A 14,746-nucleotide genomic window follows, 5' to 3' on the forward strand; every position below is an offset into this window, starting at 1 on the left:
CCTATAAAACACAAAACGCTGTGCTTGAACACCTTTTTATCCGACTTCCTAATCATCAACGGTGCAATTCCCGCAAGCAGACTATCCCTGAAGCAGCAAATAATAAACAGTTCATATTTATCGTTTTTTCCATACGTTTGCCACCAGGAAAAACTAAACCGAAAAGTGTTGTAATAAGAATTTTCAGGACTCAGCCTCTCCAGCCTTTCCCATTCAGTCTTCAAGCTCCTGAATCCTTCCAGACTCTGGATAATTTGAATGCTCATCTTTAATTCATTGGCTCCTTATAATAATTTTACGCCTCTGTTCCGGTAATCGCCTGCACCGGTTTCGGTTTTAAGAAACGCCCGAGAAGGCCTGTCAGTTCTTCTTTGGATATGAATCCAAACCAAAGGCTAAGCGCAATGAACGCTATGCTAAGAACACCATTGAACACAATTTCAAGAAACGGCGAATGGATGACAGACATATAGAGCAGATAAACCCCATACAACGGAAGGCAAATGATCAGGTATTTATAGGGCTGTAGCGGACCCAAACCGATGGAATAGTATTTTGAACCATAATAGTAGTAGAGTCCGTTTGCCACCGCATACGAAATTACCGTTGAAAATGCAGATCCATAAATTCCCGCCACCGGAATGAAAACGAAGTTAAAGAGTACATTGATCAGCGCAGTACTTATAATCAATACCGTGTTGATTTTCATCTTGTTCGCAATATGAAGCCCGAGAGAATAAAAATTCATCACACCTGATAGATAATAGGAAAAAGCAATAAAAGGGACAATAAAGGCCGCAGCCTCATAAGCATTTGTGGCAGCAATACGGACGGTCACATTGGCAAATAGAGAGAGCATGAGCACAACAAGCCATCCGATAAAGTTATACATCCGAAACATCTTGATGATTCGGGCCGGACCATCCGCTTCTTTATAAACAGCATACTTGAACGGTGTAAATAAGGATGCAAACGGATTAATAAATAGAGGCTGGATGAGCATTCCAATTTTATAACCGATCGCGTAGAGCGCCACATGTGACAGGTTCATAAAGCCCTTGATTAAAAAACGGTCGCTAAGCGAAAGCACCCATCCCGAAATATTGCCAAGCATAAGGCCCGTGCCATATTTCAGCATGCTCCTCAGTTGGTTTGGATCCATCCTGGCTCTGAAGCGGCGACAATCCAATGCAAGGATGATCATAAACACGGTACCGTTACCCAGCAACTGCGCGCCCAGGATCCCGATTATCCCCCATTTTAATACCAGAAAAAAATAAAGCGCAAAGAGCAGCGTGGCAAGCGATGCGGCGAGCTGAACCAGACCCGACAGTAAAGCTTTGAACTGCATGGCAAAGTAGCTCGAATAAATCAGGTTCAAGCAGGCTAGAACGGAACTCATCACGACGAAAGGAAGATACAAATGATGCGAATCTCCTCTGCCTAATATCCAAGGATACAGGATGGGATTGACTCCCCACATCAAAACGGTTACGCCTGCGCCCCAAACAAACGAAAAGGTGAGCGTGGTATTCTTCAATTGATTATGGTTTTCAAATTCGTTGAAATATCTTACCATACCTGAATAAACACCCAGCGTAATTCCGATAGCGAGCAGCTGCTGAATGCTCATGATCAGATCGTATTGTCCATACGCTTCTTGCGAAAGATTATGGGTATATAAAGGAATCAAGATCAAATTCATGAACTGTCCAAGCAAAGCAAAGCAAAAATAGACCAAGCCGTTCGAGCGAATTGTTTTACTTTCCATAACCCCACTTCACCGCACCGCGGTTTTTCCCTTCCTTACCGGTAATTTGGCGATAAATTTCGATGAGCTTCGGGCCGTAATCCTCCATCCGGACGTTTCCGGCGTCCCGTTTGCAGGCTTCATAATGATTCAGTACATGCATCACTTTTGCGAAGAGATCTTTCGAATTCCGGGATTGAAACTCTATTGTTCCCTGCGGCCGCTCGCAAACATCGCTTGCTATCGAAGGTACGGAGCACTGAAGGGCTTCAGCAATGGACACGCCATAACCATCAGTACATGTCGGACGTACAAAGAGGTGACTTTTCATAAGAATAGGATAGAAGGGGGCATCTATGACCTCGTAAAAGTAAAAATGATTCTCCAGGCCATATCCCTTGATCCGATCCTTTAACTGATCATAATACGCCCGCTCAAGGATACTTTGCTCGGGAACCCCCATGACAGCAAAAACAAGCCGGATATGATGGGAAATGCATACCAGCTCTTTCATCAGCTCGATCAATAGATCCAAGCCATATAAATCCTCGTTCCGGTAGAAACGGACATAACCATTTGCACTAATCACGATCTCCGCATCTTCCATGAATCCGATTACCTCGGACGGTATTTTCACCATATCTTTCTGACTTACCCGGGGGCGGATATAAGCCGGAAGAGTTCGTACCTTATTCTCATCCAAGCCCATATCCAACAGCTTTTGAGTCGTCGATTCACTTACCGATGCAATATAATCGATCGACTTCAAGCTTCTGATCAGCAGCCAGCGGGAGATGAATCGGGAATGATCGATTTGGGAGGCAAGGCTGTCTCCGTGAACCGTAAGCATTATCTTTTTCCCGACGAGTGCGTACAACCCCAGCATCATACGGAGTCTTCTATCGATCGTATGAAAATGAAATAGGTCCCCTCTAATAAAGAGAACCTTGCACATGAATCTTTTAAAACTCGTAATGGAATGAATATGCCTTGCAGAATCACTCACCTTGGCTTCATTGTAAACAACGTAGTCTATACCTTCATCATGTAAAATGCTGCAAAGCCTGTCGATGTGAACAGATATTCCTCCGAGGGGCGGTGGAACAGGACCGATCAAAACGATCTTCATTTCACTTCCTCCTGATCCATGAGCACTTCCACAAATTTCAGCTTTCCAGCGGCCGTTTTGGGAATCCGCTCCATGATCTCAACCTTAAATTTCATTGCATTCGTGAAAATGGCATACAGTTTGCTTATACATTTTTCCATCTCGTCCATCACCATATGTCCCGGTTCAGCGGACTCCACAATAATATCGATTTCATCGTATTTACGCTGGATGAACTTACATGCAGTGATGGTGGAGAGACCTCGCACCATAATGGCTAGAAGGGCGGAAGATACCATATCACCGTTTGGTTTGTACATGATTTCCGAGATTCTGCCGTCAATGGAAGACACGCTGGGAAACATATAATGCGGGCCTTCCTCGGAATCCACCAAGCCCGGAACCGCATCCGCAAGCTCATATCGAATTATAGGCATCACATCGTTAATGAGTGATGTGCCAATCACGCCTCCGGTTACGGGATGCTGCTCCACGAATCCGTACAGCGGTAAAAAATGATACGGTGAATGCTCCACTCTTCCGGCCATTACGACTTTTTCGGATTGACCATAGTGGACATGAATCGGGGCTCCGGGAAATGCCTTCCGGATTTGAAGCTCTTGAAAAGTATGAAGCATTTCGGATACGATAAGCAGTGCCTTAGGCTCGTAATATCCAATCAGACCGGTTTCGAGCAGCAGTTTGGAAAGTAGGCTTAAAGATGACGGGTATGCATGAATAAACTCATAGCCTGATTGAAGGATCTGCTCCATGATCCACCCAACGTTATCCTTGTTCATTCGAGCTACATTGATTCGGATAATCCGGTGATATGGATCCGGAATGCAGACTCTTTCATCCGTAATTAGCCCCCTCAGCTCCACGCGCCCATCCCCCGGGCGGTATCCGACATCTCCCCAAAGGAAACAAGTCGCGGCCCATTCCCGCTGCTCCAGCATCCGATTTGAATAAAAGGTAAGCGAGCTTCCGGTCGTACCGCTCGTTGTTCCCGGCTTGAGCCGATTCAAGGAATATTTTCTGGATACGACGTCTTTGCCTGCGGCTCGAATCATCTCTTTATTGATAATGGGAATGCGATTGACATCTGACCAATCCTTCAGATCATCCGGATGAAAACCATGCTCCCGGTATAAATCCCTGTAAAAATGAGTTTGATCATAGGCCTCTCTGACCATCGAGGTCAGAGACTTCCATTGAAGGTCCTGCAGTTCCTTTTTACTCATTTCTCTTGTATTTTCGAATTTGGCCAGCCACTGCGAAAACTCCCTGCCGACATTAACGAAACGGTAAGGAGCGTAAGACAAGATTCTTTTTGCGATTTCCTTGGTCATACTCAATGGCAATCACTCCTTTATGCCGTTCTAATCCCACCGAATAGTGGTACGTAATGATGAATTAAAACCTGTCACAACAAGCATTCGGGTCGAGGTACGCACTCCATATTGATTGGAAAGCCATGAGAGCTGGATTTCGGACTTCACTGTATCATCCAAAAGCAAGGTCACGGTAACATCCTCATGCTGCAGCAGCCACCCCTTCTCCCTCCGTACAGGCCTGACACCCGCTGCTAACATGAAGGCAGCCGTAAAATGCTTCCGGACTTCCATTCCGGAAGCATCCAACAGCAAATCATCGATTTGCATAACCGAACCATGAAGTTTGTAATTCCTTTTGTGCGTAATTCCCAGCTTCCCAAGATATCCCTGGTGTTTTCCTGTAAATTCATGATCCGTAAATCCCTCGCAGACGGCAAAGGTCTGCTCTCTCATTAGAAAAAGCTCCTTCTCATCGAAATCGTTCTGCTCTCTCCCACCAATACGCAGCGTATTATGCATCGCCGTGCTCCGGAAGAGATTGCGCAGATGATAGTCGCCGCTATAAACACAAGTGCCGGGATCCACGATGAAATCCAGTCCCTTCACATTCAATTCAAAGCTAAGCTGGTCATTATGGCTGTGCGCCCCGTGACCGTGGAACGAAAGCTCTCCGCACCTGATCAGGCAGTAAGCTTCCGGGCTTCGCAGCACGTAGTACCCACCGTCCGGAAAGGCTACAGATGTTCGATCGTCATGCATTTGTACGGACACAGGCTTAAATCCACCGGTCATCCAAAGCGCATCCTCCCAGCAGCAGAGCCCCGCGCTTCTGAAATCATCCCGATCGAAGAATTCTCCTGCGATAGCCAGCAGATGACGGAAATCATTACGGACCCAATTTCCATAGTGTGAAACGATTAAATACCGTCCGTCATCTGCATCTCCGATCATTGGGGTCGAGCCATCCGGCTTCATGATTCGAAGCATAAACTCATGCATCTTCTCCAAACGCTTTATAAAGCCGTCCGAGAAATGGAGACCGTTTCGCGAGCACCACATCGTGGTGACCATAAACATTTCCGCGACCAGGCGATGATAGGATGTGGAGGCTTCATAGTTCGAACCGTCCTCATTGCTCTGAACGAACATCTCCTTCTCTAGCTGCTCTTTGCCAAACGCCAGCCACTCCGCAGGATCGCTGCCTGAAGACTGACCTTGCAGAATACGAAAACCCTCAAAGTATAATCCAAGAGCGACCAATCCGGCTAAATTCGCGGTATAATGATTCCCCGTATGTTCCCCTGTATTTTCCAGATTAGCGCGAACAAACACACCATGTAAATATAATGAGGCGTGCAAGTTCTCCCAGAAGAATTTCGGGATAGAAGGGCTATGCATGAAAAAAGGAATGACGGATATCCAATTTACTGCCCGAATCGCCACATCCATTGCGCAGGTCCAGTTAATCGACATTTCCACAGGATTTCGCATAATCCAATCTTCGATTTCTGACCGGAATTCATAAGCATACTTCTCGTCGTTTGTCAGCCAATAGGCTTTGCCCAGTGTAAAAAAATGCTGAAAACGCGAAAGCTCCCAGGGAACCTTCACGTCCGCAGCATTATCCAGGTCAACGATTTTAATCCATTTATAAAATTTGTTCTCCCACCGGAATCCCGTCTTGAAATCCTCATGCCAAGGCAGAGAAGGTCCAAGCTCAATGTCTCCGGAACCGAGAAGATCAAAGATATGATTGCAGATCCTATCCGCATCCCGGATAATTTCCTTGTCCATCCCCCCAGAGATCAGCTGTTTTCGATAAAGCTCGCGTTTTGAAGGGTCCAAGAGAAAGCGGCTTGAAGTTTCAAAAGAACGAAACAGTTTGGGATGAAGTGATATCGGGGATCGCCGGATACGATACTGCCTATAAACAAAACGCGCCTCCTGTATCGCTTTTCCCGCAATTTTTTTAACGGCAGTTCCTAGAGGCATCTCCTTGAGCCGCTTGATTTTATGCTGAACCGTGGACATTCGTCACACTCCCACTTCCACACGGGGAGTCTGCAGAAAGAATCCCCTGGTATCCACAACGATCTTTTCCTGCAGGAGATCCATGTTGATCATTCGGAATGCCTCATGGTTCACAAGAAGCAACACAATGTCGGATTGGCGTATGGCTTCCTCTGCTTCCGTAAAAAACACATTCTCGCTGTGCAGGCTGTCCGGCAGTTCCCCGATATGGGGCTCGGCTACGTGCAAAGTCGCAGCTCCAGTTTTGGCTAAATGCTCGACAATCGCCATGGCCGGACTTTCGCGCAAATCTTCGATATTAGCTTTAAAGGCCAAGCCCAAACAGGCAATCACCGGCGATCGTAGCTTCGAAGCAAGTTGAAGTACCTTTTCCACGACGTACCACGGCTTATGGTCGTTCACGATCCTTGCCGTATGAATCAGCTTAGCCTGTTCGGGCGCTGCATCAACCAGAAACCAAGGATCGACCGCAATGCAATGTCCTCCTACTCCCGGGCCCGGCTGAAGGATATGGACACGAGGATGATGGTTAGCAAGTCGGATCAGCTCCCACACATCAATATCCAGTTGATCGCATATCAGCGACAGTTCATTCGCAAATGCAATGTTCACGTCCCGGAATGAGTTCTCCGTCAGCTTGGCCATTTCGGCCGTGCGGGCATTGGTTTCAAGGATGGAGCCTTTGACGAAATGTTTGTAAAAATCCGCAGTCCACCGGGTGGAAGCCTCATCAATGCCTCCGATAATCCGATCATTCTCTACCAATTCACGTAGAATCTGACCTGGGAGTACCCGCTCCGGACAATAAGACACAAAAATTCGGTTATAGGCAGAATCCGATTCGGAAATACTCAGGTCTTTCCGTTCTCCCAAAATCCATTCTGCGACCCGCTCCGTCGTCCCCACCGGACTGGTCGATTCGAGAATAACAAGATTTCCAGGTCTAAGAAAAGGAATCACAGCCCTTACCGCCTGCTCCACATAAGTCAGATCGGGTTTGTTGTTTTCCCGGAAGGGAGTGGGTACAGCCAGTATAAAGATGTCCGCTTCCGTCGGAATCGTGGAAGCATGCAGGCGGCCGCTTTGGACGGCGCTCTGAACCGCATAATCCAAGTCCGGCTCCGTGATATGTACTTTCCCCTGATTTATCCCTTCAACAGTATGTAAATTGATGTCGACGCCGTGTACCATAAAACCGCTTGTTGCCAGCAGACTGGCCGTCGGGAGCCCGATATATCCGAGTCCAACCACACAAACTTTATTTACCATTGGAGTCCCTTCCCTTTTCTCAATATAATGCCTTCCCTTGTTTTTCCGTCTGCAAAATACGGTCCATCGCTGCGAGGAGGGGAAGTCTCAATTCTTCCTGATGCATAGCAAAATCAATGGTGGTCAAAATGTAGCCGAGCTTTTCGCCGACATCAAATCGTTCTCCATCAAATGCATAACCGATGCAGCCCTTTTTCTCGATAAGCTGCTGAATGGCGTCTGTCAGCTGGATTTCCCCGCCATATCCGGCCTCAAGACGTTCCAAATATCCGAATATTTCTGGCGTTAGCACATAGCGACCGATGATGGCCAGGTTGGAGGGCGCTTCGCCCGGGCTTGGCTTCTCCACGACTCTGCGGAGCTCAAAGGCCGAACCTGCATGGTCAAGGGTATGTAACGGATCGATGACACCGTAACGATGAGTCTGATCGTTTGGAACAGGCCCGACTCCAATCACAGAGATCCCGTAAGTTTCATATTGGGCAACAAGCTGTCCAATGCAAGGTACCTCCGACCTTACAATGTCGTCACCTAGCAGCACGGCAAACGGCTCATTGCCGATAAAATTCCGCGCACACCATATCGCATGCCCGAGACCCTTGGCTTCTTTCTGGCGGATGTAGTGAATTTCGACCGCTGAAGAGCGCCGAACCGACTCAAGGACCTCCAGCTTGCCCTTCTGCAGCAAGTTAAGCTCAAGTTCTAACGAATGATCGAAATGATCCTCTATGGAGCGTTTGCCTTTTCCCGTCACGATGATAATATCCTCAATTCCTGCAGCAATCGCCTCTTCCACGATGTACTGAATGGTCGGCTTGTCGACGATCGGCAGCATTTCCTTAGGCATCGCTTTGGTTGCCGGCAGAAATCGAGTCCCAAGACCCGCTGCCGGAATAATCGCTTTTCGGACTTTGTTCACAGCCTATTCCCCCTTTGGTTCTGCATTCTATTCTAGAAATGGATTAAAGTATGAGCTCCATGTCCAGCTATCACATAGCTCATACTTCAAGCGAAGTATGAATCGGGCATCTAACCCGGCCTCACATCACACTCTCGACGATTGACGTCTAAGGTATTTTCATACCCACAGCATGATCGAGTGCCTACCGTGATAAAGGTGCAGTAGACATAACCTTCGGCTGCACAGCCGAGATGAACAACTATTCGGGAAGTCCGTAATAGTAGTATTGATGCGCTTCCGACTTGCTGTATTTTTTATTGTTCAGAACGACGCCGAGAATGTTGGCTTTAGCGAGCTCCAGCTTTTCCTTCGTTTTTCTGATATAATCCCGTTTCACCTTACCCGCATACACTACCAAAATCACTCCATCGCTAATAGAAGCCACGATCAATCCATCCGCAACTGCCATAACCGGAGACGTGTCTATCAAGATCATGTCGTATTCTTCTTTCCAAAAATCGATGATTTCCTTTAGCTTTTCTGAAGACAGAAGCTCCGTCGGATTCGGAGGCACGGGACCCGCCGTGACGAGAAACAAGTTCTCGATCTCCGTCTGGTGCAATATTTCGCCATAGGTGCACTGATTCGCCAAAATGTTGGATAAGCCTAAGCGGTTGGATACATTGAACATACTTTGCAGGGAAGGATGCCGCAAATCGCCGTCGATCAGAAGCACCTTTTTCCCTTCGTGCGCGTAGGCGACTGCCAAATTGCTGATCGTGGTTGTCTTGCCTTCCCCTGCCTGGGTAGAGGTGACGGACAGAACCTGCAGCTTATGATTCCAACCTGAAAACTGAATGTTTGTACGGAGGTTGCGATATCCTTCGGAGATATTGGATCTGCGGTTGGTGTTCATAATCAGTTTGCTCTTACTGGCTGAGCGGCGCATAATTTTCACCTGCCTGTTTTTTGGTTCCGGCCGAGGAGCGCGTCCGTAGATCACTTTTCTTCATTTTTCGAATTGCGCCAAGCGTGGTCATCTCCAGGTACCGTTCAACGTCGTATTCATTTTTCACCGTATCATCAAGGTATTCGAGTAAAAGCACAATACCGACAACAATCAGAAATGAAACTGCAAAAGCAACAGCCATATTCACTTTAAGTCTCGGGCTAACTACAGTAGGATTCTTTTGCGGCTTGGCGGTATCCAGGATGGAAATGTTATCGACCTTCATTATCTGAGGTATTTCTTCTTTAAACACCTTCGAAACGGCGTTCACAATACTCATGGCGCGGTCGTATGACGAGTCCCTCATTTTCAGAGTTATCACCTGTGAATTTTGAACGGTAATGACCTGCAGCCGGTCAATCAGCTCCTGGGATGTGGCCTTTAGCTCGGGATGCTGCTGCACTACCTTGTCCATAATGGATGCCGACGTAATAATCACTTTGTAGGAATTGATCAACATAATATTGGAATTGATCTCATTCAAATCTAAACCGCGTGCCCCTTGGTCCGAATTCATCTTATTCACAATCAATGTGCTTTCGGCCTGGTACACCGGCGTCATCATATATTTGCTGTACAGCCCTGCCCCTGCGGTACAAACCACCACAAAAGCGATAATCAACCACAGCCTTTTTTTCAGCATTTGGATCATTAACTTCAGTTCCATTAGGACTCCCCCAACTCTTCATTTGAACCCGGGCGGCTTATTTCCCCGTAACTAGGTATGCAGATTGCCTATTTTACCCCCGACAATGATTTGGGCTGCGTGATGCTGCAGCGCCTGCAAATAGGCTGGCCCGCACAGCCTCTCAAGTGCGTCATATCCTTCCTTTGTGTAAAAGCTTCTTCTGACCGTGTTATGCGCATCACTTCCAATGAAGTGAATCCAGCGTTTCCTGCATAAATAGGAAGCCGTCTTCTGCACCTCCTCGCCAAAGAAACCGATGAGCGACTGGGTTGTAACCTGCAGTCGGACGCCATGCTCTTCGATCCAATCCAGCACCTGATCCGGATTGCCCATGATGCCAAGGTTCCGTTCCGGGTGCGCGATTACGGCATGTACCCCCTGCTGCTTCATATAAGACAGAAATTCATGAAAATACTTCGGTATTCCACGTGAAGGCAGTTCGACAAGCAAGTAGGAGCTTCCAGCCAGTGTCAGTAGTCGCCCGGCCCTATGTTCAGACCGGTAGTTTTCAGAGAGCCGGTATTCCTGTCCGGGATAGATCTGTAAGCGAATTTTGTTTTTGTTTAGCTTTGCGTTCAGAGCCGTAACCCGCCGCTGAATTTTCCGCGCCGTGTTGGTATATCTCTTGGTGGCATGATGCGGCGTGGCAAGGATGGTATGTATTCCCTCCTTCACAGCCGCTGCCGCCATGCGTAGCGCTCCCTCATATGTGCTCGGTCCGTCATCCACCCCCGGTATGATGTGGCAATGGGTATCAATCATCTCATCAACACCTGTTCTTTTTCTGAAATACAAAATGTAACAATATGTATCATTTTTTTCGACAGCATTTTTTGTTGATTACCAATGAAATTTGAAGAGTCCCCGCGAGCATCCTTATCAAGGCCATTCCTTGCGCCATTAGGCAAACATCCCTGTTATTCAAGGGGGTGTAGAACCTGATTTTTTAGGAAAATGGTTTCAAAAAACAATTAAACTATTGACGACACTGTTAATTTACGATACATTTTGTATCATGTCAAGAGTTATTTAACTAGGACTTGGAATCGTATACGGAGGGTGGGAACGAATGGAGTATGGTCACCGGATTGCGGAGCTTCGGGAGCAGAAAGGCTGGACGCAGGAGGAATTATCCGCTTCGATCGGAATCAGCAGAGCCGCGTTGTCTCATTATGAAAAAAACCGAAGGAAGCCGGATTATGACACTCTGAACCGATTGGCGGATCTGTTTCAAGTCTCTATCGATTATTTGCTGGGAAGGAGAGACATGCCCCGGGCTGCTGCAGACCCGGATCCGAAATTTTCAGAATCTTAGCCGCAGAGCGTACATACTCGAAGGAATCATTTTTGGATGAGCTTTGCATAAGTAAGGCATCTGCATGTATAATAGGACAGCAAACATATGTTTGCATCAACATCATCTTATGTCAGTCAGAGGAGGAAGAATGAAAGGTTCTACACATTTGGCTATCGGTGTAGCCATCGGAGCGGCCGCTGCCGCCCATTATCCGTTCACACTGAAACATGCCGCGCTCTATATTGCGGTTTCCGCGCTGTCTGCGCTCAGCCCCGATTTGGATGGACCCAGCATGCTGAGCTCCCGGATCGGCCAATTTTCCAAATGGCTGCGGGAAATGCTGTATTGGTCCGGTCTGCTGCTGATCGTCATTCTCGCCTGGCTGTACGTCGCGGAGAGATTTTTTGTCCTCGAATATTCGCTCGCCGCGCTGAGCCTGTTTTTGCTCGGCCTGATTATCAAAGACGGCCTGATGCGCAATATTCTCGTCAGCCTGATCGGCTGTCTGCTGCTGTACACCGGCTGGTCCCATTTATGGATGTGGCTCGAAGGCTTCGGCCTGTTCATTGCCGTCGCCCCGTGGTTAAAGCACCGCGGCATGACGCATACGATCTGGGCGCTGGGCTTATGGACCGCCATCGGCTCGGGGCTTCAGCATCAGCTGCAGCTGGAAGGCATTATGCTCGTGGCGGCACTAGGATACATGTCCCACCTGCTTGCCGATACCCTCACGCCCAGCGGCGTGAAGTGGCTGTATCCCCTCTTCAAGAAGTCTTTTAAACTGCCGCTCGCTTAAAGGACCTAGTTCCAATCTACCGGTCCGATGGTTCGATGATCCGCCCGGTCAAGTCAAGACTAATTGCGCTTGAAGCCGGTTTTGCCGAGGCACATAATAGAATGAGCCCGGGCAAAAACTGACTTGAAGCGAGTGATCTGAAATGCGCAATTGGAAGAAATCAAGCATAGCAACATCCAGAAAGCTGCTGCTGGCCGCCGTGTCAGCGATCGCCTTGTTCCCGCTCTCGCTCCCCGTTCAAGCGGAATCCTTACAGCCGCCTGAAATGCTCTCGTATTCAGACTTACAACTGCCGGATGGAGCCGTATTTGAGCATGAGGATCATCAGCTGACGTTTGCCGCGATTCAAGACGGACTGGTCCGTGTAACAGCGATCGGTGCTTATGGTCAGATCAAGCCGGTTTCCACGTTTTCCAAGCAAAATCTTGAAACGATAACTTCCTTTCAACGGACGCAAGATCAAGGTTTTCTGCTTGCCGGCGGAAATGTCGTGATGAAGATCGGGCCGACAGGAAAAGCCGAGTGGAATTATGAATCCCCTTCCACCGATACACCCGGAATGATCCGTTCTGCTGTTCAGCTGCAGGATGCAAGCTGCATTGCAGCAGTGACAGCGCCTAGTGAAACGCCGAATGCAAGCAAGTTAAAGCTGATCCATTTCTCTGCCAGCGGCAAAGTTATAAACGAATTGGAAGTTCCCGGCGTCCTGTTTGATAACGTGGATACGTTAACGCCACTATCGGACGGCGGATTCGCCCTTTCTGCTGAATCGTTCTCCGAAGGGGACAAGGAGCAGATTTTCGTCGCAAAATGGAAATCAAATCTGCAGCCCGTCTGGCAGCAGCGGATTGATCCATCCGAGGATAGCCAAAATTTATGGATCACCGGTCTAACTGAAGGAAGCGATGGGGATCTCGCTCTGGCCGGCTTTTATAACCACCCGAATCCGGATGGTGGCTATCGTTATTTGACGACTGGCTATGTGATGAGCGTGCGGAAGGACGGATCGCTGAAGTGGATGCAGCAACCGGATCCCTCCTTGGACCGGAGCATGATCAACGATATTCAGCCTGCCCCTGAAGGCGGATATATCGCCACCGGAACGGTCAATCAGGATTGGCACGGCATGGTTTCCAAGCAATATGTTTGGAAGCTGGGTGATGACGGCATCACAGTCTGGGATAAAGCCATCAACCGGGCAACCTTCAACAGCGGACTGCTCATTCTTCCCTTATCGAACGCGGAGCAAAAGGATTCTGCGCTGCTCATCGGTACAGCGGATGGAACATCCACGTTGATTAAGATCGGATACCTGAAACAACCGTGACTCCCGTTTCACGTCAAACGGCTCTCCAGCGCTTTTTACGCCATTTCCTTTCTATAGGAATGTGCGGCGGCGTATCGGAGAGTTTTTTTGTTATTTGATTTAGTACATATCACTGACGTATATAATTTATTTGGATGCTGAATACTTTGTACTTGGGGAACAGGCACGTTAAAAGATCAGCGAAATAGGTTATTCTATAGAGAACAGGGAGCTTACGATCTTATCAGGCCCCCGTCCAGCAATACATACATATGGCTTGCCTTGTTATTTGCGTACGCTCATTCTACATGTAAAGGGAGATTAAACCCGTGGCGAACAAATCCATTTTTGCTGTATGGATCAGTCTGATCAGCAATGTGCTGCTGACCATCTTGAAAATAGTTACCGGCCTGGTCTTCAACAGTAAAGTTCTCGTGGCGGACGGCATCCATAATGCGGGCGATGTGGTGGCTACCATTGCCGCACTCACTTCCGCGCTGGTCTCCAGGAAGCCCGCGGATGAAGATCATCCGTACGGACACGGTAAAGCCGAAGCCATCGCCTCCGGCATGGTTGCGCTTATTTTGATTGCGGCTGCGCTGCTCATGGTATATAAATCGGTCGAATCCTTTTTCGAGCCGCCCGCCCATGCCAGCTGGATCGCCCTGCTCGCAGCCTTGGTTTCCCTGATCTGGAAGCAGGCCCTCTATATGTACTGCATCCGGATCGGCCGAGCGGAAAACAGCCGCAGCCTGATCGCTACCGCCTATGATCATATTGCCGATGTGTACGCATCCGCCGCCGCTTTTGTCGGCATCGGCATCGCCTTGATCGGAGACCATTACCATATCGCTTATACCGAATACGGCGACTCTGCCGCCGGCATTATCGTCTCTTATCTCGTCATTCGCCTCGGCTTTAAAATGGGCAAGGAAGCCATTGATATTTTGATGGACAAAAATGTGACGAACGAACAGCTTGCCCAGCTCAGCTCCATCATTTATTCCGTCCCCAACGTCAAACGGGTGGACAGCATCCGGGCGCGGGAGCTCGGCAACGCCATTATCGTCGACGTCAAAGTATCCGTACCCAATCAGCTCACGGTCAAGCAGGGACATGACGTCAGCCGCGAGGTCAAAAAGACGATCATGCAGCGCATGAAGCTGGTCGGAGACGTGATGGTGCATTTGAACCCGTGGTATGAAGACGGCGAAGAAGAAGAGTAACGGCATACACCCGTCCCATGTTTAAGAT

At 48.4% G+C, this 14,746-nt stretch carries 12 protein-coding genes and 1 pseudogene; 4 read left to right on the forward strand and 9 right to left on the reverse strand.

The window, feature by feature from the left end; genetic code table 11:
* Nucleotides 1-295: 295 nt before the first annotated feature.
* The 9 genes from PCH05_RS00775 to PCH05_RS00815 all read right to left on the reverse strand — a co-directional run bounded on the left by PCH05_RS00775 (nt 296) and on the right by PCH05_RS00815 (nt 10,855).
* Nucleotides 296-1,771, reverse strand: a complete 1,476-nt coding sequence (locus tag PCH05_RS00775) for a lipopolysaccharide biosynthesis protein (RefSeq protein ID WP_127599663.1) — start codon at nt 1,769-1,771, stop codon at nt 296-298.
* Nucleotides 1,761-2,879 (reverse strand): glycosyltransferase family 4 protein, encoded by a 1,119-nt coding sequence (locus tag PCH05_RS00780; protein ID WP_127599665.1) that lies wholly within the window; start codon nt 2,877-2,879, stop codon nt 1,761-1,763. The genes PCH05_RS00775 and PCH05_RS00780 overlap by 11 nt, the downstream gene beginning before the upstream one ends.
* Nucleotides 2,876-4,210, reverse strand: a complete 1,335-nt coding sequence (locus PCH05_RS00785; RefSeq protein WP_488168503.1) for a hypothetical protein — start codon at nt 4,208-4,210, stop codon at nt 2,876-2,878. Before PCH05_RS00785 ends, PCH05_RS00780 begins: the two co-directional genes overlap by 4 nt.
* 30 nt (nt 4,211-4,240) lie before the next feature.
* Nucleotides 4,241-5,989, reverse strand: coding sequence for a heparinase II/III family protein (locus PCH05_RS00790; RefSeq protein WP_164766494.1), 1,749 nt, complete (start codon nt 5,987-5,989; stop codon nt 4,241-4,243).
* Between the two features lie 240 nt (nt 5,990-6,229).
* Nucleotides 6,230-7,495 carry a UDP-N-acetyl-D-mannosamine dehydrogenase gene (gene wecC / locus PCH05_RS00795; protein ID WP_127599671.1) on the reverse strand — a complete coding sequence of 422 codons (1,266 nt, stop codon included), beginning with the start codon at nt 7,493-7,495 and terminating at the stop codon, nt 6,230-6,232.
* A 19-nt stretch (nt 7,496-7,514) separates the two neighbouring features.
* Nucleotides 7,515-8,414, reverse strand: a complete 900-nt coding sequence (gene galU / locus PCH05_RS00800) for a UTP--glucose-1-phosphate uridylyltransferase GalU (RefSeq protein ID WP_127599673.1) — start codon at nt 8,412-8,414, stop codon at nt 7,515-7,517.
* Between the two features lie 241 nt (nt 8,415-8,655).
* Complete coding sequence (locus PCH05_RS00805) at nt 8,656-9,312, reverse strand: CpsD/CapB family tyrosine-protein kinase (protein WP_371860498.1); 657 nt, start codon at nt 9,310-9,312, stop codon at nt 8,656-8,658.
* A gap of 13 nt (nt 9,313-9,325) precedes the next feature.
* The gene (locus tag PCH05_RS00810) at nt 9,326-10,072 is read right to left on the reverse strand and encodes a YveK family protein (protein ID WP_127599677.1); all 747 of its coding nucleotides are present in this window, start codon (nt 10,070-10,072) and stop codon (nt 9,326-9,328) included.
* A gap of 51 nt (nt 10,073-10,123) precedes the next feature.
* The gene (locus PCH05_RS00815) at nt 10,124-10,855 is read right to left on the reverse strand and encodes a tyrosine-protein phosphatase (RefSeq protein WP_127599679.1); all 732 of its coding nucleotides are present in this window, start codon (nt 10,853-10,855) and stop codon (nt 10,124-10,126) included.
* Nucleotides 10,856-11,162: 307 nt separating this feature from the next.
* On the opposite strand from PCH05_RS00815, the pseudogene PCH05_RS00820 reads away from it, so the two are divergent.
* The 4 genes and pseudogenes from PCH05_RS00820 to PCH05_RS00835 all read left to right on the forward strand — a co-directional run.
* Nucleotides 11,163-11,387, forward strand: a pseudogene (locus tag PCH05_RS00820) (helix-turn-helix domain-containing protein); the annotation flags it as partial.
* Nucleotides 11,388-11,538: 151 nt separating this feature from the next.
* Nucleotides 11,539-12,186 carry a metal-dependent hydrolase gene (locus PCH05_RS00825; protein WP_127599682.1) on the forward strand — a complete coding sequence of 216 codons (648 nt, stop codon included), beginning with the start codon at nt 11,539-11,541 and terminating at the stop codon, nt 12,184-12,186.
* Between the two features lie 142 nt (nt 12,187-12,328).
* Entirely contained in the window at nt 12,329-13,513 is a 1,185-nt protein-coding gene (locus PCH05_RS00830; protein WP_127599684.1) for a hypothetical protein, read from the forward strand.
* A gap of 308 nt (nt 13,514-13,821) precedes the next feature.
* Nucleotides 13,822-14,718, forward strand: coding sequence for a cation diffusion facilitator family transporter (locus PCH05_RS00835; RefSeq protein WP_127599686.1), 897 nt, complete (start codon nt 13,822-13,824; stop codon nt 14,716-14,718).
* Nucleotides 14,719-14,746 lie beyond the last annotated feature (28 nt).

The sequence above is a fragment of the Paenibacillus chibensis genome (assembly GCF_004001045.1).
In the GTDB taxonomy this organism is placed as follows: domain Bacteria; phylum Bacillota; class Bacilli; order Paenibacillales; family Paenibacillaceae; genus Paenibacillus_AQ; species Paenibacillus_AQ chibensis.

What these genes read in the sequence shown, in the direction of transcription:
- PCH05_RS00775 (WP_127599663.1), bottom strand. Translation starts at nt 1,771, where the DNA reads ATGGAAAGTAAAACAATTCGCTCGAACGGCTTGGTCTATTTTTGCTTT.
- PCH05_RS00780 (WP_127599665.1), bottom strand. Translation starts at nt 2,879, where the DNA reads ATGAAGATCGTTTTGATCGGTCCTGTTCCACCGCCCCTCGGAGGAATA.
- PCH05_RS00785 (WP_488168503.1), bottom strand. Translation starts at nt 4,210, where the DNA reads ATGACCAAGGAAATCGCAAAAAGAATCTTGTCTTACGCTCCTTACCGT.
- PCH05_RS00790 (WP_164766494.1), bottom strand. Translation starts at nt 5,989, where the DNA reads ATGGACAAGGAAATTATCCGGGATGCGGATAGGATCTGCAATCATATC.
- wecC (WP_127599671.1), bottom strand. Translation starts at nt 7,495, where the DNA reads ATGGTAAATAAAGTTTGTGTGGTTGGACTCGGATATATCGGGCTCCCG.
- PCH05_RS00805 (WP_371860498.1), bottom strand. Translation starts at nt 9,312, where the DNA reads ATGAACACCAACCGCAGATCCAATATCTCCGAAGGATATCGCAACCTC.
- PCH05_RS00810 (WP_127599677.1), bottom strand. Translation starts at nt 10,072, where the DNA reads ATGGAACTGAAGTTAATGATCCAAATGCTGAAAAAAAGGCTGTGGTTG.
- PCH05_RS00815 (WP_127599679.1), bottom strand. Translation starts at nt 10,855, where the DNA reads ATGATTGATACCCATTGCCACATCATACCGGGGGTGGATGACGGACCG.
- PCH05_RS00825 (WP_127599682.1), top strand. Translation starts at nt 11,539, where the DNA reads ATGAAAGGTTCTACACATTTGGCTATCGGTGTAGCCATCGGAGCGGCC.
- PCH05_RS00830 (WP_127599684.1), top strand. Translation starts at nt 12,329, where the DNA reads ATGCGCAATTGGAAGAAATCAAGCATAGCAACATCCAGAAAGCTGCTG.